General features: G+C 74.9%; 11 protein-coding genes and 1 pseudogene. 6 read left to right on the top strand and 6 right to left on the bottom strand.

Annotation, left to right across the window (positions count from 1 at the left end; genetic code table 11):
- Positions 1–127 precede the first annotated feature (127 nt).
- The gene (locus AC6EXY_RS01160) at positions 128–1,564 is read left to right on the top strand and encodes an amidase (protein WP_499818093.1); all 1,437 of its coding nucleotides are present in this window, start codon (positions 128–130) and stop codon (positions 1,562–1,564) included.
- Positions 1,565–1,637: 73 nt separating this feature from the next.
- Here the strand turns inward: AC6EXY_RS01160 and AC6EXY_RS01155 are convergent, their stop codons facing one another.
- Positions 1,638–2,483 (bottom strand): aldo/keto reductase, encoded by an 846-nt coding sequence (locus AC6EXY_RS01155; protein ID WP_101832206.1) that lies wholly within the window; start codon positions 2,481–2,483, stop codon positions 1,638–1,640.
- A gap of 120 nt (positions 2,484–2,603) precedes the next feature.
- On the opposite strand from AC6EXY_RS01155, the gene AC6EXY_RS01150 reads away from it, so the two are divergent.
- A complete protein-coding gene (locus AC6EXY_RS01150) occupies positions 2,604–2,882 on the top strand; it encodes a type II toxin-antitoxin system TacA family antitoxin (protein WP_101832207.1) in 279 nt (92 codons plus the stop codon).
- A 115-nt stretch (positions 2,883–2,997) separates the two neighbouring features.
- Positions 2,998–3,495 carry a GNAT family N-acetyltransferase gene (locus tag AC6EXY_RS01145; RefSeq protein WP_101832208.1) on the top strand — a complete coding sequence of 166 codons (498 nt, stop codon included), beginning with the start codon at positions 2,998–3,000 and terminating at the stop codon, positions 3,493–3,495.
- Positions 3,496–3,585: 90 nt separating this feature from the next.
- On the opposite strand, the gene AC6EXY_RS01140 is transcribed toward AC6EXY_RS01145, so the two are convergent.
- Together AC6EXY_RS01140 and AC6EXY_RS01135 are read right to left on the bottom strand one after the other, a co-directional pair.
- On the bottom strand, positions 3,586–5,781 hold the full coding sequence (locus tag AC6EXY_RS01140) for a hypothetical protein (protein WP_499842276.1): 2,196 nt from the start codon (positions 5,779–5,781) through the stop codon (positions 3,586–3,588).
- Positions 5,782–5,924: 143 nt separating this feature from the next.
- On the bottom strand, positions 5,925–7,355 hold the full coding sequence (locus AC6EXY_RS01135; RefSeq protein WP_499818898.1) for a lipopolysaccharide biosynthesis protein: 1,431 nt from the start codon (positions 7,353–7,355) through the stop codon (positions 5,925–5,927).
- 150 nt (positions 7,356–7,505) lie between these two features.
- On the opposite strand from AC6EXY_RS01135, the gene AC6EXY_RS01130 reads away from it, so the two are divergent.
- Positions 7,506–9,170: a glycosyltransferase family 4 protein gene (locus AC6EXY_RS01130; RefSeq protein WP_499818897.1), complete on the top strand. Its 1,665-nt coding sequence runs from the start codon at positions 7,506–7,508 to the stop codon at positions 9,168–9,170.
- 73 nt (positions 9,171–9,243) lie between these two features.
- Here the strand turns inward: AC6EXY_RS01130 and AC6EXY_RS01125 are convergent, their stop codons facing one another.
- A complete protein-coding gene (locus AC6EXY_RS01125) occupies positions 9,244–10,806 on the bottom strand; it encodes a condensation domain-containing protein (RefSeq protein ID WP_243407888.1) in 1,563 nt (520 codons plus the stop codon).
- 671 nt (positions 10,807–11,477) lie between these two features.
- Between AC6EXY_RS01125 and AC6EXY_RS01120 the strand changes: the two genes are divergently transcribed.
- Positions 11,478–12,110, top strand: coding sequence for a hypothetical protein (locus tag AC6EXY_RS01120; RefSeq protein WP_243407723.1), 633 nt, complete (start codon positions 11,478–11,480; stop codon positions 12,108–12,110).
- On the opposite strand, the gene AC6EXY_RS01115 is transcribed toward AC6EXY_RS01120, so the two are convergent.
- Together AC6EXY_RS01115 and AC6EXY_RS01110 are read right to left on the bottom strand one after the other, a co-directional pair.
- Positions 12,073–16,047 carry an alpha-(1->3)-arabinofuranosyltransferase domain-containing protein gene (locus AC6EXY_RS01115; RefSeq protein ID WP_499818896.1) on the bottom strand — a complete coding sequence of 1,325 codons (3,975 nt, stop codon included), beginning with the start codon at positions 16,045–16,047 and terminating at the stop codon, positions 12,073–12,075. The genes AC6EXY_RS01120 and AC6EXY_RS01115 overlap by 38 nt on opposite strands.
- Before the next feature lie 155 nt (positions 16,048–16,202).
- On the bottom strand, positions 16,203–17,405 hold the full coding sequence (locus AC6EXY_RS01110) for a glycosyltransferase (RefSeq protein WP_499818899.1): 1,203 nt from the start codon (positions 17,403–17,405) through the stop codon (positions 16,203–16,205).
- Positions 17,406–18,055: 650 nt separating this feature from the next.
- Between AC6EXY_RS01110 and AC6EXY_RS01105 the strand changes: the two are divergent.
- A pseudogene (locus tag AC6EXY_RS01105) lies at positions 18,056–18,326 on the top strand (hypothetical protein); the annotation flags it as partial.

Below are 18,326 nucleotides of genomic sequence, written 5' to 3'. Positions count from 1 at the left end.
CTGCCCGTCATGCGAGCCTGAGCTGCCATCGAACTGATCATTTTCTCCGAGCCGGCGTTGCCGCGCGTGCCGCGCGCCGCCGGCCTGCGTGGCGTTCCCGAGAACGGGCGCCGAGATGGGATCTTCGATGGAGCTCAACGAGTACGCATGCCTCGACGCGGTCGGCCTGAGCGGGCTGATCCGTGACCGCGAGATCAGCGCGGCCGAGGTCGAACAGGCCGCCCGCGCAGCCCTGGGCGCGGTGAACGACCAGGTCAACGGCCTGGCAAGGGCACCCTTCCCCCGGGCGCTCAGCCATGGGGTCGGGCCGTTCACCGGGGTGCCTTTCCTGATCAAGGACTCCGGGCCGATGGCGCGGGGCGTCCCGTTCTTCTGCGGAAGCCGGGCGCTCGGCGACGGCATCCCCGCCGCGGAGGATCACGAGCTGATGGCCCGGTTCCGCGCGGCCGGGCTCGCGACCGTCGGGCTGACGACGTCGCCGGAGCTGGGCCTGCACTTCGCGACGGAGCCGGTCCGGACCGGGCCCACCCGTAACCCGTGGGACGTCACCCGCGGAGTCGGCGGGTCCAGCGGTGGATCCGCCGCGCTGGTGGCCGCCGGCGCGGTACCGATGGCGCACGGCAACGACGGCGCCGGCTCGCTGCGGATCCCCGCGTCCTGCTGCGGCCTGGTCGGGTTCAAGCCGAGCCGCGGACGCACCCCGCACGGCGCCGGCACCGGTTTCGGCGCGTTCGGGATGCTGTCCGAGTTCGCCCTGACCAGGACCCTGCGCGACGCCGCTCACCTCCTCGACGCGGTCGGCGGCCCGGGACTCGGCGACGCGTTCTCCGTCCCACCCCCGGCCCGGCCCTACGCCGAGGAGGGGCGGCGCGGCGGTGAGCCGTCGTGCCTGCGCGTGGCGGTGGCGACCGGGGCCTGGTCGGGGGTGGCGGTGAACGCCGAGGTCGCCGCGGCGACGACGCGGGTCGGCGAGGTGCTCGAGCGGCTCGGCCATCCCGTCGAGGCGGCGAGTCCCGCGGTGGACTGGGACGGCGTCGTCCAGGCCGCGACGCTGGAGGCGACCGCGCTCGCCGCGCCGTTCCTGCTGGCACCGCGCCGGCCGCCGGCGCATCGGATGGAGGCCGTCTCGCGGGTGGTGCTCGCCGAGGCCGCCGGGCGCGGCGCCGTCGAGCTGGTCGCCGCCCTGAATGCGGCCGACCAGGTCACCCGGGCGATCGCCCGGTTCTTCACGACCCACGACCTGCTGGTCACGCCGACGCTCGGGCAGCTTCCCGCACCGCACGGGGCGCTCGACTACAACGCCGAGGAGCGCGGCGAAGGCCGCTCCACGACCGAGAGCTGGCTGCGCGCCCTGTTCGACTACGGGCCGTTCACGGTGCCGTTCAACATCACCGGCAACCCGGCGGTCAGCCTGCCGCTCGGCATGAGCGCGGACGGCCTGCCGATCGGCGTGCAGCTCGTCGCGGCGCACGGGCGGGAGGACCTGCTGTTCCGGGTCGGCGCCCAGCTGGCGGACGCGATGCCCTGGTGGCACCGCCGGCCTGCGGTCTTCGCCGGCTCCTGAACGACGCGCGGCGCGGGAGGGAGGCCACCCGGCGCGGTCCTTCCTCCCGTCCCGCGTGCTTGCGGGGGGCGGCCTAGTGACCGAAGGAGTCGGAGTCGAGAGCGGCGGCCTCGCCGGCGGGTCCGCGGTCGAGGGCGCAGATGTCGGCGATCTGGGCGGGTGTCAGGGCGAAGTCGAAGACGTCGATGTTCTCGGCCAGGCGAGCGGGGCTGGACGACTTCGGCACGACCACGAGGCCGAGGTCCAGATGCCAGCGCAACACGATCTGGGCGGGGGTGCGGTCGTGCTCGGCGGCAATACGGGTGATCACCGGCTCGGTGAGCAGGCCGGTGCCGGCGCCCAGCGGGCTCCACGCCTCGGTGACGATGCCGTGGCGGGCGTGGTAGGCGCGGATCTCGGCGCGGCCCACGCGTGGGTCGAGCTGGATCTGGTTGACGTCCGGTGCCACCCCGGTCTCGGCGAGCAGGCGGTCGAGATGCGTCGTCTTGAAGTTCGACACCCCGATCGCGCGGACCTGACCGTCCGTCAGCAGCTCGATGAGGCCCCGCCAGGCGGCGACATACCGGTCGCGCCACGGGTTCGGCCAGTGGATGAGCAGCAGGTCGACGTAGTCGATGCCCATTCGGCGGACGCTGTCCCGCGCGGCCTGGCGGACGCCGCGCACGCTGTGCGACCGCCTGTTGAACTTGGTCGTCACGAACAGCTCCTCGCGGGGCACTCCGGACGCGCGCAGCCCGGCGCCGACCCCCCGCTCGTTGCCGTAGTTGTGCGCGGTGTCGATGAGCCGGTAGCCGAGCCCGATCGCCCGCTCGACCACCGGAGCCACGGCCTGGTCGTCCAGCGGCCAGGTGCCGAGCCCCAGCCGGGGCATCCGGGCACCGTGGGTGAGGGCGACGGTGGGGACGGGCGAAGGTGGCACGGCGCGCGAACCTCTCTGTGACGAACCCTGGTTTCGGTGACTGGCTCTGGCGTGGTTGCCCGGCAGTGGTGTGAGCCACCCGGCGCGCGTCAACGGCCACCCGGAGAGCAGACTGCCTGCATGAGTGCCGCCAGGGATGACCGACTCTCCGTACCGTTGCCCCCGGACTCCGCGGAGGTCATCCGCGACGCCGCCGAGGGTGAGGGCCTCTCGCTGGAGGACTTCGCCGTTGAGGCGATGAAGCGGTACGCCCGCGAGGTGCTCGCCGACCGCCGCCTGTTCCGCGTGCCGGACACCGACTGGAGCGCGTTCGAGGCCCTGCTCAACGCCCCCTCGGCGGACACGCTCCGGTTGCGCCGCCTGCTCGACGAGGGACCCGGCGCCGACAAGGCCGAGTAGGCAGCGCAGGCTCGCATCATCGGCGGTGCCGGGCAGGGAGGCCGACCAGTCCCCCACCGCACCGCCCCTCGCCGTCCGACCGCGCCGCCGGGCGCCCGTCCAAGGATGTCACGCAGTGTCCCTCAGCAAGCCGACGGCCCTGACCGAGGCCCTGGACCGCACCACGTTCTCCAGCGGTGACCACACGCTGGACGGCTGGCTGCGCCACCATGCCCTGGATCATCAGCAGGACCGGACGACGAACACCTTCGTGATCGTCGACGACGGTCGCATCGCCGGCTACTACTGCCTGGCCACGGCGGCCGTCGAGCGCATCCCCGGCTCCCGCTGGCGTTCCCGGCGCCCGACCGAACCGGTGCCGGCCATGTTCATCGGGCGTCTCGCCGTCGACCTGCGTCACCAGGGCCGCGGACTCGGCGCGCGCCTGGTCCGCGACGCGGTGATGCGGGCGCTCACGGTGCACCGCATGGTCGGCCTGCCACTGCTGCTCGCCCACTGCGCGGCGCCGAGCAGCCGGGACTTCTACCGCCATCTCGGCTTCCGCGAGGTCCGCTTCGACCCCTACCTGCGGGCTCTCCCCCTGCGCGCCGCCGCGGCCGCCAGCGCCGGCTGACCGGGCCGCGGGACCGGGGCACCCGCTCAGATCATCGCGGGTTACAGGCAGGTGCGGGCACGCACGCCGGCCCGGCCGCGGCGGCGGGCGCTAGCCGTCGTTCAGCAGGACGTCGAGGTCGACGCGCAACAGCCACTGGTCGAGCTTGAACGGCGGATAGGGCCAGGTCAGGCCATCGAGCACCATCTGGTTGACGGGCAGCCACAGGCTGCGCCGCTCGGCGTCGACACTCCCGCGGCGCACGCCGACATAACGGGTCGAGGGGCCGCGCAGCCTGCTGAGGCCGACGTCGATCGGCTGGCCGGTGCGAAACGTCATCCGCGAGCCGCGCCCGGCGGGCCGGACCGTCTGGACGAGTCCGTTGAGGCCGGCGAGCAGCACCGCCCCGGTGCTCGGGTCGACGCTGATGCTGCGCACCAGCCCCCCACGGTCCGTGCCGACGACGAGGTAGTCGGGCGGGTTCGCGATGCCCCAGGTGTCGACCGGCCAGTTTCCCGTCGCCGGCGTGCGGCTCACCAGGCCCCGTTCCCGACCGAGCTTCGGGTAGACGGCGAGGGTCTCGGCGCGCAGGCCGTCCTGCTTCGTCCGCGCGACGTAGAGGGTGCCGTCGGCGCCGAACACCGCCGACTCCATCCGCGACCCGTCCTGCACGGCGCGCACGGCGGTGCTGCGCGGGGTGATCGTCCCGGTGGAGGCGGAGTAGGAGAACTCCTGGATCGGGAACGGCTGCGTGCTGTAGTCGAGGCCGCGGGCGTCGCTGATGAGGACGAAACGCTCGTCGTCGGGCTCGCTGGTCGGGTCGGCGACCACCTCGCGCGGGTTGACGACGAGTTCGACGCCGAGCGGGCGGACCTGCGGATACTGCCAGTGGGCGCGGACCCGCCCGTCGAGATCGAGGACGAGCAGCGCGCCGTTGTCCGTCCCGCCGCGGCCCGTGCCCAGGTACTGGGCGATCACCAGATGCCCGCTGCGTGGCAGTCGGGCGATCGACGACGGCCCCCGCGGCGAGCGCGGCTCGAGCGGGTTGAGCACCGGGAAGGCCCGCGCCGCGATGGTGGCGGGGGCGCGCGCGGCCAGCTGGGCCGCCGTGCGAGACGCGGACGCGTCGTACATCCACCGGCCGGAGCCGCCGTCGCGGCGCAGCTGGCCGACGCTGGGCAGCTCCCCGTCGACCGAGGTGTCCCAGCCGTAGAACGGCATGAGCGAGGTGAACACGACGCGATCGGCGCCGTCGGGCCCGGGCACGACGATCACGTCGGACGTGTCGCCGCCGCCGACACCGCGGTAGCCCGGGTCGAAGCGCGGCAGGCTGGTGCGGCCCCGCGTGGAGGGGATCACCAGGCGGGAGAACCGGCCCGCCTCCGGCTCGAAGATCTCCAGCTCCATGTCGGTGCCGGTCAGCTTCGACTGGTCGTCGGTGAACGGCGTGGTGGAGATGAAGACGGTGCCGTCCGGGGAGACCGCGGACATGAACGCGGCCTGGCCGGGGCCGAAGCCCCAGCCGGGCACCTCGGTGATCCGGGTGGGTGACGCACCGTCACCGAGTTCCCCGAAGGTGCCGGGGGCGCCGTAGATGGTCAGCAGGTTCGCCGGCAGCTCCGTCTCCGACCCGGCCGGCATGGACGGGCCCGCGGTGACGCCGCCGACGGGCGTGGACGGATGGGTGCGGGGCAGGCCGCCCGGGCCCGCGTCGCCGGAGGACAGCAGCCGGCCGGCGAGCAGCCCGCCGCCCGCGGCCGCGCCGAGCCCGACGGCGGAGACGAGCAGCCGCCGGCGCGTCACCGGCGCCGGTCCCGCCCCGGGCGCCGGCCCGCCGGCGCCGCTGGTCCCGCCGGCGCCGCCGCTGCCCGTGGTCCCGCCAGCGCCGCCGCTTCCGGCAGTGCCGCCAGCGCCACTGCCGGAACTGGTCGCGCCGTCCGCCACCGCGCCGCCGCCCTGGCCGGGCCGTGCGCGCACGGATCGGTCCGCACCGAAGGCCGCACCGCCTCCCGGCCGGGAAGCCGGCTGGGGGGCGGGGGCGGGGGGCGCACCGGGGCCGGAGCCGCCGGGCAACGTGTCGTGATCCGGCCCGCCGGGACCGGGCAACGTGTCGTGCTCCGCGCCGTCGGCGGTCAGCCCGAGCTCCTCGGCGATGCCCGCCGGCGCGGTGGCGCTGCCGGCGGGCGCGGTGGTGGCACCATCGTCGCGCGCGTCGCGACCGGCACGCGACCGCCGGGAGGAATGGCCACTCGCGGCGGCGCGCCCGCGCTCGCCGCCATCGGCCCCGGAGCGAATCCTGACTGGCATGTGCGGTGGCCTCCGCCTCTCGACGCCGGTGGGGGCTCTCCACACCGATGAGGGATGCCCTCATCGAGTACATCGACGGTACCGGACGACCCCATCGGACATATCGGGCACAGGCCGAATGGGCTACGCCCTGGCGGGGACGCCTACACGGGCGCCGGGAAACCGCCCTCGGGCTGGGGATCGCCCACCGCCGCGGGCCCGCGCGGCTCGACGGCGTCCGGGGCCGGCCCGGCTGCCCGCCGATCGGCGTGGTGTAGCTGGACGACGAGCAGCCCGACCGCCAGTGCCGTCACCGATTCGGCGGCCAGTGCCGCGACCGCGGTGGCCATCGCCCCGCCGCCGGCCGACACCAGCGCCCCCGCCGTCGCCACCGTGGCGACCGCCAGCACCCCGACCACCCTGCGCACGCCCGCGCCCAGCAGGTAGGTGGTGAACATCAGGGTGACCGCCAGCAACGTCATGCTGAGCGCCAGCACCCACAGGGCGGGGGCCGCGCCGGTCAGATGCGGGCCGAACACGAGGCCCAGCAGCCACTTTGCGCCGACCAGCCCGATGGCCGCCAGCACCAGCCCGGGGGTGACCACGAAGGCGAGCGCGATCGCCAGGGTGCCGCCGGCGGGCCGGCCCTCCTTGCGCCGGCGCGCCGCCTCGGGCAGCAGGAAGTTGGCGACCGCGAGGCCGATGAACACCGGCACCTTGCAGGCCGTCGAGATCGCCGCGTAACCGCCGACGCCCGACGAACCCAGCCAGCCGACGATGACCACGTCCATGTTCTGCAGCAGCGCCAGCGGCACCAGCGCGCCGAGCGCGACGGTGGTGTCGGCGATGACGCTCTGGCGGGCGCTGGGCCGCGGCGCCGGGATCGGCACCGGGATCGGACCGGTGGCCGGCGGGGTGCCGTCGTCGGGCAGCTGCGGGGCGGACCAGCGGGGCGCGGCGGGCGGGCGGGGCAGGCGCGGCGTGCGCGCCACGGCCCACCGGGCGTGCTCGGCCCCGACGACCACCCCGATGACGATGCCGAGACCGGCGCCGTTGACTCCCAGCCCCGCCACCACGAAGATGATCACCAGGCCGATCCGGACGAAGCCCTCGACGACGAAGTTGACCGCGAGGCGCTGGTAGGCGCCGCGGGCCTGGATCAGGCCGCGCTCGACGCACAGCAGCGTCCACAGCGCGGCCCCGATCGTCGCCTCGGCGATCGCCACCGGGTGGGGGTAGGACATCAGCGCCGCCATCGGGCGCGACAGCACGATCGCGACGACCGTGGCGATCACGATCGCGACGCCGCAGGCCCCGCGCAGCCGGCGGATCCAGAACCACTGCTCGCGGCGGGTGTCGCCGGGGCCCGACGTCTCGTGCTGGACGACCGCGATGAGCAGGGCGTTCCCGGCGACGGAAAGGATCAGGAAGATGCTGACCTGGACGGACACCGCGCCGTAGGAATCGGAATCCAGCGCCCGCGCGACGATCAGATTCATCAGCAGGTTGCACCCGTTGACGAGCATCCCGGCGACCGCCAAAGCCGCCGGCCCGGCAAGCAGCCCGGCCACAGCCTCGCGCGATGGCTTCGCCATCAGTCTCCCCATCGGGTTGGTTCGGGACCCATCGGTCACTCATGGCGGAACGCCGCCCATGGTATGTGGCCGCCGATTTCTCCGGCATCGGTAGGTTGCAGGCGAACATGCTAAGCCCTGTGGACCACAGCGAGAGGAACGCCACTGCCGATGGAAAAGTCCCGCCCACCGTCCCCCACCACCGTGCCGAGGCAGCGCCACCTGCCCGCGCTCGCCGGTCGGCACGTGGTGTTCCTCAACTGGCGTGACCGGGCGCATCCCCAGGCCGGCGGGGCGGAACTGTTCTGCCAGTCGATCGCCGAACGCTTCGCCGCGGCGGGTGTCCGGGTCACTCTGCTGACCTCCCGGCCGGCCGGTGAGGGGGGCCCGTCGGCCCTGCCGGCCGAGTCCGTGGGCGGGGTGGACATACGCCGGGGGGGTGGCACCTTCGGCGTGTATCCGGCCGTTCTCGCGCGGCTGGCGAGTCTCGGGCGCGCCGGGCATCGCGTCGACGCCGTCGTCGACTGCCAGAACGGGATCCCGTTCTTCAGCCCGTTGGTGCTACCCGCCGCCACCCCGATCGTGCAGGTCCTCCACCACGTCCACCAGAAGCAGTTCCCGCTGTACTTCCCCGGGCCGGTCGCCCGTGTCGGCCAGGTGCTGGAGTCGCCCGGCAGCCGGCTGGTCTACCGGCACCGGCCGGTCGTCGTCGTCTCGCCGTCGACGCGGGACGAGGCACGCGCCGTCCTGGGCCTGCCCGGCCCCCGCTACCTGGTTCCCAACGGCGTGACCAGCATGGCCCCGCCCACCGCGACCAACGGCGCCACCGGGGTCGAGGCCGGCCTCGGCGCCGGCGATGACGGCGTTGGTGGCGGTGCGGGTGAGGGCGGCGGACCGGCCGCCGTGCCGACGATCGTGTGCGTCGGGCGGCTCGTTCCGCACAAGCGCCTGCACCTGCTGCTCGACGCCGTGGCGACCCTCGCCGCCGCGCATCCCGGGCTCGCCGTGCACATCATCGGCGACGGGCCCGACCGGGATCGGCTGCGGGCGCATGCCGCCTCACTCGGGCTCAGCACCGCCGCGGGCCTCCCCCACCGCGACGGTGACGTCGTGCGATGGCACGGCTATGTCGACACCGCCACCCGGGACCGGCTGCTCGCCTCGGCCTGGCTGACGGTGAACCCGTCGCATGGCGAGGGCTGGGGACTGTCCGTGCTGGAGGCGGCGGCGCTGGGCGTGCCGGCGGTCGCGTTCCGGGTCCCCGGACTGCGCGACGCGGTGCGCGACGGCGTGACCGGCTGGCTCGTCGAGGACGGCGAGCCGCTCGGGCCCACGCTGGACGCGGCGCTGCGCACCCTCGCGGATCCGGCGGGCGCGGCGCGGGTGCGATCCGCCGCACGGACCTGGGCGTCCGGGTTCACCTGGGACGCCAGCGCCGAACTGCTGGCCCGGGTGGTCGGCGCGGAGATCGACCGGCTGGCCGGCGCGGGCGGGCGGGGGCGGGAGCGCAGGCGGGTGGATGACGAGCTCACCCACGCCACCTTCACCCTGGCGCCCGGCGCCCCGCGGCCCGCCCTGCGCCGCACCGACCTGCTCTACCGGCCGGATCCGGCCGGCGCGGAGATGGTCGCGCTCCTCTACGGCACCGGTGAGGCGGACGCCCGCGCCGCGCTGGCCCGCGCCGGGCTGCGGTCGCCGGCACGCCTGCGTCCCGGCACCGGCGAGGATCTCCTGCTCGCCGCCGGGCACGCGCTGCCGGCCTCCCCCACCGTCGACCGCCGCGGTGCCGCCCCGCTCCCCGGTCCGCCCGCGGGCGTCCCGGCCGCCGCCCGCTGAACCGCCGCCCGCACGGGCGCCGGCGACGAGCGCGGGCGCCGCGCGGCCGGGAACGATCAGCGGGTGGGGACGATCAGCGGGTGGGGACGGTGCCCCGGCGCTGGTCGGCGGCCGGGGAGAAGCGGCTCCGCTCCGGCCGTCGAGCCGGAGCGGCGGCCGGCTCCGACGCCGGTGCCGGCGAGGCGGACCGCGGTGACGCCACGGACGGGGGCGCCGAGGCGGGCGGCGTCGCCGACCCGGCGGAGCCGATCTCGACCAGTTCGGCGAACGAGGCCCGGAAGAGATCCGCGAAGGCCGGCACGGAGCCCGGACCGAACAGCTGCCGGTGATGGCCGAAGGTGACGTTGAGCCTGTCCCCCATCCCGAGCACCCCGATGAACAGGCCCTGCGGCATTCCGGCCGTCCCAGTGAAGTAGACGGCGGTCACGGCCGGGCCGGTACCGGCCACCAGGCCGCCGCTGCCGACCGCGACGAGCAGCCGCCCGGACCCCGCGCGCGGCGCGGCCGTGCCGATCGGTCCGGCCACCGCGTCGTGACGGCCGAGGTTGCTGACCGCGGCGGTCGGCGCGAGCAGCGGGCGCCCGGCGGCGACGCCCAGGCGCAGCAGGGTGCTGCGCCACGGGCCCGGGACGAACCGGGCGGCGGCGATCCCGAGGGCACCCGACACGCCCGGCACCGGCGGCGGGACGACCTGCTTGGCCTGGCATGTCTGCTCGACGACCCGGCCGGCCAGGCGCACCGGATCGGCCCGCTCGGCCGCCTCGCTCATGATGATCGTCTGACCGGTCCGGTTGCCGCTGATCTCCGCCGGCCCCGGGAACGACGACGAGCTCGCCGAGGCCGCGAACGACGGCGCGGTGACCAGGTCGACCGGCATGCGGATGCGCAGCCGCCCCGTCTCGCCGCCGCGCCGGGCGTTCCACCGGTCGACCGCGAGGTGCGCGGCCCCGAGCAGCAGGTCGTTGACCGTCATGTGGCGGCCGTCGGGAAGAGTGCGGCCGCCGCTCGGCGCCGGCAGCACCATCGGGTGGAAGCCGTAGCCGTCGCCGCGGCCGAGCGTCAGCGGGGTGATGTAGCGACCGGAGCGACGCACCAGCGCCGACCAGCCCGGCGCCCCGGAACGGACCACCGCGGACATTCCCGCCGGCATCCCCCGCACCGTGCCGCCCGCCGGCCGCGGACCGTCGGACGGGTGGTGCTCGTCGGACGGGTGGCGGTAGTGGTCGAGGATCTCGGTGACGAGGGCGGCGAGACGCAGCCCGTCGAAGGCGAGATGGTGGGCGACCACGCAGAGCTGGTCGCCTTCGGGGCGGCGGACGAGCGCCACCCGCAGCGGCGGGTAGCGGCGCAGGTCGAACGGCGCCGACGAGAGGAGCTCCTGGACTCGCCAGCCGTCGGTCCCGTCGTCGACGAAACCGAACGGATCCGCGGTCGGTTCGGCGGCGAAGCGCCACGCGTGCTGGCGGGAGCCGTAGAGCACGGCCCGGGCCATCGGGTGGCGACGAATCACCGCCCAGACCGCGGACCGTAGCTGGTCGGGGTCCAACCGGCCGTCGATCTGCACCAGCAGCCCGCAGGTCAGGGGCGCACTCGCCCGGTCCGACGCGGCAAGAATCTGCTCACCAGGAGTCAACACCCGATCGGGTATCGGCGATGCCGGGGCATCGCCCTCGTGCGCCCATCCCATAGTCGTTGGCCGGCCTCTCTCCTGGGTTTCTCGCGAATTCACAGCGATGGCGCGCGTCGCCGGTAAGAGTTCACTAAGACTAGCCACCGAGAAATGCCTGTTCGCGACAGAGGTCACTCCCCCGAGGGGACGGGCCGTGGGACTGAGTGCTCCGCCGCCCGGGGTATCGCCACCATCCGTGACAGGCCCGGGCCGTTGCTCCGCCAACGCCGCCGGTCCGCTCCGACGGGCCCTCGAATAGCACCGAAGATCGTGACGGAACGTAGTTTTGGGCAGCGGGGGTCCCGGTGCCCGACGGTGGGTGGACGATCGCCACCCCCTGCCTACCCCGCCCCCATCGGCCGCCCGGGCGAGCCACCGCCCTCCCCCGGGACTCCCCGAGGCGGCTACCCACTGTCAGACACTGGTCATCATTCGAGGGAACTGAGAGGATGGTCACAGGGACTTCACGGTGATGGTAACGGCACGTTATGTGCTCGCGGCGCTCGGTTCCACCCTCGACGGTGGCCTGCCGCGCGTCGAGCGCCCGGGCGCCGGTCCGGCCTGATCGAGCGGAGTGCGCGTCCGTCCGCGCGGGTGCGGCGCCCGCGTCACCCGCGACCCGGGCCCGAAGGAGCGGTATGACCGAGGACGGACACTTCGCGCCGGAGCGGCTTGAGCTCGCGGACCTGGTCTGTCTCACCGGCGCCGAGACCGCGCGCTACGCGGGGGTGGCGATCCCGAACGAGCGCGACGTCGCCATCGTCGACCTGCTGCGCAAGGCGCGCCGCACCGGCGGTCCCGGCCAGCTGCTGGACCTGATCCGCCCGGAGGTGGAGGCGGAGACGCTGCGCACGTTCGCCCTGCGGATGGCGTCGCTGGCGGTCCGCCGCGCCGATCCGGAGCTGCTGCGGATGGGGCTGCTCGCCGTCTCGGTCTCGACCCTGCGCGCCGTGGACCGCCACGACGACGTATCCGTGCTCGCCCCGCTGTGGCGGACGGCGAGCCTGCTGCGTCTCGATCCCGCCGCCGAGTTCGCCGCCGCGGCGGCGGAGTTCCCGGCCGCGGCACCCCTGCTGTCCGGCTGGCTCGACCGGCCCGCGTCGCTGCGGGAGCTCACCGTGTTGGGCTTCCACGAGTCGGCGGACGCCGACGGGTTCCGCTACGCGGAGGACTGGGCGGAGCTGTCCCGCGAGTTCGACGAGGAGTTCGCCCACCGGTCCCTGCTGCGCCGCGTCACTCTGCCCCTGCTGCGCCGCCGCCCCCGGCACTGAGCCCGCGACCCGCCGGCTCGGCCCGGGTCCGTTCCCAGGACCACACCGCCAGCGCGGCCAGCGCCGCGGCGAAGGCGACGGCTCCGAGCAGCTGCACGACCGTGCTGAACGCCCCGCTGCCGCTGCCCGGCTGGCTGTTCGGCGCGGCCGCGACGCCGATACCGGCTCCGAGCATCGCGAGCCCGGCGATCCAGCCCAGCACAGCCGGCCGGCCCCGGCCGATCCAGACCAGCACCGGCACGGCCAGCGCGACCGGCCCCGCGACCAGCACCAACGCGATCATCGCCAGGCCCGTCCAGAGGACCGCCGGCAGCCACGCGGGCCCGGTCCCAGGCGGGCTCTCCCGGCCGAGGCGGCGGCGTGCCGAGGCCGGCGGGCGGGGGAGGACCGGGTACGAGTCCGGGTCGACGCGCCGCCGCAGCCGATACCGGCCCGGCAGCACGGCGAGCGCCACGAGCAGCAGTACCAGGCCCAGACCGATGAGCAGATCGCGCCGGTACTCGATGCCGGGCCGGTTCTCGATCACGATCGTGCCGCCGGCACCGGCCGGGACGATCCAGCCCTGCTGCCAGCCGTCGAGACGGACCGGGGCGAGCGTGCCGCCTCCGAGACGCGCCGTCCAGGACGTGTTCGCGTTCTCGCGGACCGCGAGGAAGGCCCGGCTGCCCGCCGCGATGTCCACGGTGCGGCGCTCCGAGCCCCACTGACGGACCGTCGTCGCCCGCGGCGGCTGGTCGGACAGCTCCGGGCCGGTCCCGACCAGCGAGAGCGAGTCGACGAGGATCGAGGTCGGCCCCTGGTCCACGGAGACCAGGTGCGGCCCGGCGGACAGGGCGAGCACCCCGCCCTGCGTGCACAGCGACACCCGCACCGGCCGTACGGACGTCACGTCGCTGTTGCGCCCGGTGATCCGCAGCGGGTGGCGGCCGCCGTCGACGACGAGGGTGGGGCCGTCGCCGCAGTCGACGAGCAGCGGGCCGTCGTCGGCGGGCGGGGTGCCGCGCGGCGGCGGCAGGAAGCTCGCGGTGCCGGCGACGACCACGTCGGTCTGCCGAGGCACGTCGAACCGGCGGGACAGGGCCAGCTCCTCGGACCCGCCGAACGGCTGCGCCGGATCGACCCGCTCGCGTTCCAGGGAGAAGGCGAACTGGCCGCTGTCGGCGCCGGCGAACAGGCGCCCGACGTCGTCGGGCAGCTGCGCGTAGCGCTGGAACCGGACGCCGGGGATGGTGATCTCCCGGATGCCGGCGCCGAGGGTGTCGTCGTTCTCCCGGCTGACCCGCTCGAAGGTGATGCGGTACCAGCGGCTCTCCCCCGGCGGGACGGCGAGGCGCTGGGTGTCCTCGACCGAGCGCACCGTGGTCACGATGGTGCCGGCCTGCGTGGTCACCCGCATCGCCTGCACCGTCGGGCGCCAGGCCCCCTCGGCGAGCAGCTGGACGTCGATGTACGGCACGGACATCCGCCGGCCGACGTCGAGCTGGATCCACTGGCCGGCCGAGGTGGTGCCGTTCTTGCGCAGCGCCGTCCAGGCGGTCGCCGGGTAGCCGTCGACGGCGGCCTGCGGCGCGAGGTCCGGGGCGGCGAGCAGGTCGTAGCCGTAGGAGGAGGCGGTGACGGACATGCCGCCGGCATAGCCGGCGACGGTCTGGTGGCCGTCCACGTCGTCCTCGGCCCACTGGTTGGGCGAGCCGGCGCGGCCGACCGCGTTGCCGGTCGGGCCGAGCAGGTAGGAGTTGGCGTCGTGGACGATGCCGAACGTGCTGTCCCGGCGGGTGAGGGTGTCCGTGTCGACCCAGGCCGTGGTCGGGCCGATCACGTCGCCGGGCGCCGCCTTGATCGCGGCGGGGCTGGTCGACGGCGGGGTCGTGTTGGCCGGGGCGGCGAGATCACTGGCGAGCACCACGGCCCGGTCGGGACTGAGCAGGCCCTGCGCGGCCATCTGCACGGTCGCCTCGGGTCCGCCGGAGACGACGACCGCCCGGTCCGCCGGATAGGACTGCACGAGCGTCGTCCCACCCGGCACCGTCCACACCTCCAGCGCCGGCACCGTGCCCTTGGGATTGCGCAGTTCGGGGATGAGCCGTTCCTTCGCCGAGGCCCGCCCGAGCACCTGCGGACCGAAGGACGCGGCGAGGGTGAGGCCCGAGGAGCGCAGCGCCCGGTGCAGCTCGTCGGTGGACGGCGGGATGTCCCAGTCCTTCTGCTCCAGGTCGTTGCGCAGCAGGATCTGCCCGATGCCGGCCCTGGCGAGCGCCGTGGCGAGGCCGGTCGCCGAGCCGGTGGACAGCTCGTGCTCGATGCCGTCCATCAGCCGGGTCACGCCCACCCCGCCGAGCGGGATGAGGCTGCGCACCCCCCACGGGGTCTTCGCGAGCCACTGCAGCGGCTCGTCCAGCGGGCGTCCCCAGTCGTACTCGGCGAACGGCGAGCCCGGGACGACCAGGGTGCGGCCGCCCTGCGGGTTGCCGCCGAGCCAGTCCGCGGCCTGCACCCAGTAGTCCGGCACCGCGCCGAACGGCCGCGGCTGCAGCGCGCGCCCGGACAGGGCCGGCGTCATGCCGCACACCAGCGCGGCCGCGGTGAGCGCGGCGGTCACCGTCGCCACCCCGGCGCGGGGCCGGGGCCACCGCCGCCGCCGCCGGCCGGCGGCCGCGGTGAACCGGGTCGGCAGCACGGTCAGGGCGTGCGCGACGCCCAGCGCGATCGGCAGCCGCACCACCGGCTGGAACTTGTAGACGTTACGCAGGAAGCCGAGCTGGTTGCCGAGCAGGTCACGCAGCTCACCGGAGAACGGGCTACCCGGGTGGCCCGGGTACGCCGCGGACACCGACACGGTGCCGACGGCCAGGGTCACCAGCAGGAACCGGCGGGCGGGAAGATCGGAGCGGCACAGCCCCCACAGCCCGATCCCGGCGACCGCGGCGGAGCCGACGATCGGCACCGGCCTGGAGACGTACTCGGTCGCGGCGGGCAGCCAGGCCCGCGGCAGCTGCAGGTAGGCCAGCCAGTCCGTCGCGCCGCGCAGCGCCTCGGCGACGGACGTGGACGCCGTCGTCGTCTCGGCCGTCTCGGTGTACGGGAGGAAGTTGAGGCCGTAGCGGCCCTGCACCCGCAGCGCGAGCAGCCACCAGGCCGTCGCCAGGAACACGGCGACGACCCACCAGGCCCGCAGCGCCCAGGCCCGCCTGGTCCCGCCGGCGAACAGCAGCACCACCGCGGGGCACAGCAGCACGCACAGGGTGACGGTGGCGTTGATCCCGCCGGTCGCGAGGATCGCGAGCCCGGACAGCGCGGCCGCGCGCCGCGGCGAGAGCCGGCACGCCGGATCGGTGGCCGGATCCGCGCCCGGGCCCGCCGGGCCGGCGGCGGTGCCCGTGTCGGCGCCGAGCGCACCGTCGGGGCGCAGCGCGAGGACGAGCGGCAGGGTGATCCAGGGCAGCATCGTGGCGCCGGCCATCGCGACGGACGTCGCCCCCACCTTGCCGAGGAACATCGGCGACAGCGTGTAGGCCAGCCCCGCCAGGACCCTGGTGACGGGCACCCCGATGCGCAGCGCGTCCGCGAGGCGCACCACGCCCCACGACGCGACGGTGAGCAGCAGCGCCATCCACAGCCGCTGCGTGATCCAGGGCGACACGCCGAGCGCCTTGCCCAGGCCGAAGAACGGGCCCATCGGGAACAGGTAGCCGACGTACTGGTTCGGCAGGTAGCCGAACTCGGCGAGGGAGTTCCACAGGTGGGTAGCCCGGCCCATGAAGCCCCACGGGTCGAGCGGGACGTCGAGCTTGGTGTCCGCGGTCAGCTTGCCCGGCGCCTGCACCAGGTACAGCACGGCGAACCCGACGGCGAACCCGAGCAGCGGCCAGCGCGAGGTACGGCGAGCGCGCGGGGACAACGGGGCCGCGCCGGCGTCCACGACGGGCGCCCCGGACACGCGCGGCCCGGTCGCCGCCGCGACGGCGGGCCCACCGGCGGGTGAAAGGATCGCTGGCTCCAAGGTCCGGAAGGGGGTGTCCCGACACTACAGACCGGACCACATTCGTCCGGACACCCCCCACCTCGCCCCGGGACGCCCCGGCGCGACGGGCGCTAGGAGGACGCGCGGCGGCCCGCGCCGTCCGGTCCCACGGTGCCCGGGCCCAGCGACGCCCGGGCGCCGCCCGCCGCGAGGACCGTTCCGAGCGCGGCGGCCAGCGCCACCGCGGGCGTCGGCTCGGCGGCGGGACTCGGGATGGCGAGCGCCGGCTCCTCGGCCGGCGGGCGAGGCAGGCTCTCCGCGGCGTTCGGGCGGCTCACACCCGGCTTCGGTCGGTCGATCGTGGTGGGGGGCGGCGCACCCGCCGGCTCACGATCGTTCGTCCCGCGGGCGTCGCCCTCGGCAGCGGGTCGACGCGGCGGGGACAGTGGCGCGCGCGCCGCCGGGGAGGACACGGCGAGCGAGGACACGCCGAGCGAGGACACGGCAGGTGTGGGCGGCACGATCGGCGCCGACGGCCTGGCCGGTGTGGACGGGGTCACGGGGGACCCCGGGACGGTGGGCGGCGGGGGCGTCGGGCCGTCGGAGGTCGCGGACCTCGGCGCGATGACCAGACCGGGCGCGGCCCGTCCCAGGTAGCGGCGGGCCCGCACCACGTCGACGATCATCGCGGGAGTGTGCCGGGTGACCCGGAACGTCCCGCCGGGAACCTCGGCCCAGCGAATCGGCACCTCGGCGATCCGATAGCCGATCGAGCGGGCGATGGAGAGCACCTCGACGTCGAACCCGAAGCCGGACGAGCGGGCGAGGCTGAACAGCAGCTTCGCCTCCGGGCCGCGGAACGCCTTGAAGCCGCACTGGGTGTCGGCGACGTCCAGGCTGGCCAGCGACCGGGTGATCTGGTTGAAGGCCCAGCTGCCGACCCGGCGGCCGTTGGAGCGGACCGCGCCGCCGCCGATGCGCCGCGAGCCGAGCGCGACCTCGGCGTGCTCCAGCGCGGCGAGCAGCAACGGGAGGTCACTCAGGTCGGAGGCGCCGTCCGCGTCGAGGAAGACGATCGACTCCCCGCGAGCCATCGACACGCCGGCGCGCACCGCCGCGCCCTTGCCCGAGTTCCACGGCAGCCGCATCACGTGCCCGCCGCGCAGCCCCGTCAGGTACTCCTCGGCGACCGCGGCGGTCCCGTCCGTGCTGCCGTCATCGACCACGATCACCTCGGCGCCGGGAATCCGGCGCAGGGCCGACACCAGAGGCGGAAGCGAACCGGGTAGACGCATCGCCTCGTTGTAGGCCGGGATGATGACGCTCACGGGCACGCTGTCCAAGGGTCAACTCCTAGGCTTCGACGGCGGAACCGGTGACAGACGCCGGCCAGGGCGTCGCGATTGGTGACAGCCGATCGAGATCAGCATGCAGTTTCGAGTGATTGACGACGAGTGTCAATGTATGCGCACCCGAGTCTGCATCCGACCCTCGTTCCTCTTACTTCCCGGACAGGCACTAACAGGCCATACATTGGGTTATCGGCGGATCTCTCTGTGGCGACCAGCATACGGACACCGCGGGACAGATGGCGCAGCGGGTCCGACACGTGGACACGGGAAGCACGAAAGCCTCCCCTACGTAAAGCGACCAAACAGCGCCGAGTCGGCGACCGACATCCCTCGAAGGTCACGACAAAAAGACACCGGACACCCAACAGAGAATGCGATCAAAGGGAGGAGAGGGCCGGGCGTATTTCGGCGGCGCCGGCCGCACGTGCGGCCGAACGCCGAATCCCCTCATGCACGTCGGTCACGGCATCGGCCGTCCGCTCGGGGCGCCGCACGAGCGATCCGCGTCAGGCCACGGATATGCGCCCCCGGTCGGTCGCGGCGACCTCCGCGGAGAGTTACGATCATCAGGCCGACCGGCGGCTGATCGCCTGGTCCCAGTGCACACGGTCGGCGGGCGGAGGAATGTTCGCATGGTCCCGACCGACCGTCCCGCCCGGCCGCGGCCGGCGCCGGGCGGGGACGTCGACGGCCAGTTGCGCGGCCTCATCGGCGCCGGGCGTTCCCGACTGCCACCGACGAGTGCGATGCGGGCGCGTGACGTCGACCGCCCTACCGAGGCCGACCTCGCCGACGCCGAGCGGACCGTCGTGCTGCGCCGCGGCCCTCACCCCGCGCCGCGGCCCGCGGACGGCGACGGGGCGCGTGCGGGCGCCGGCCGCCCGCGGCGGGGCGAGAGCGGAA

The sequence above is a fragment of the Frankia sp. RB5 genome, assembly GCF_059816245.1.
The sequence above is the reverse complement of the archived record's forward strand: the minus strand, read 5'-3'. Positions and strand labels throughout refer to the sequence as shown.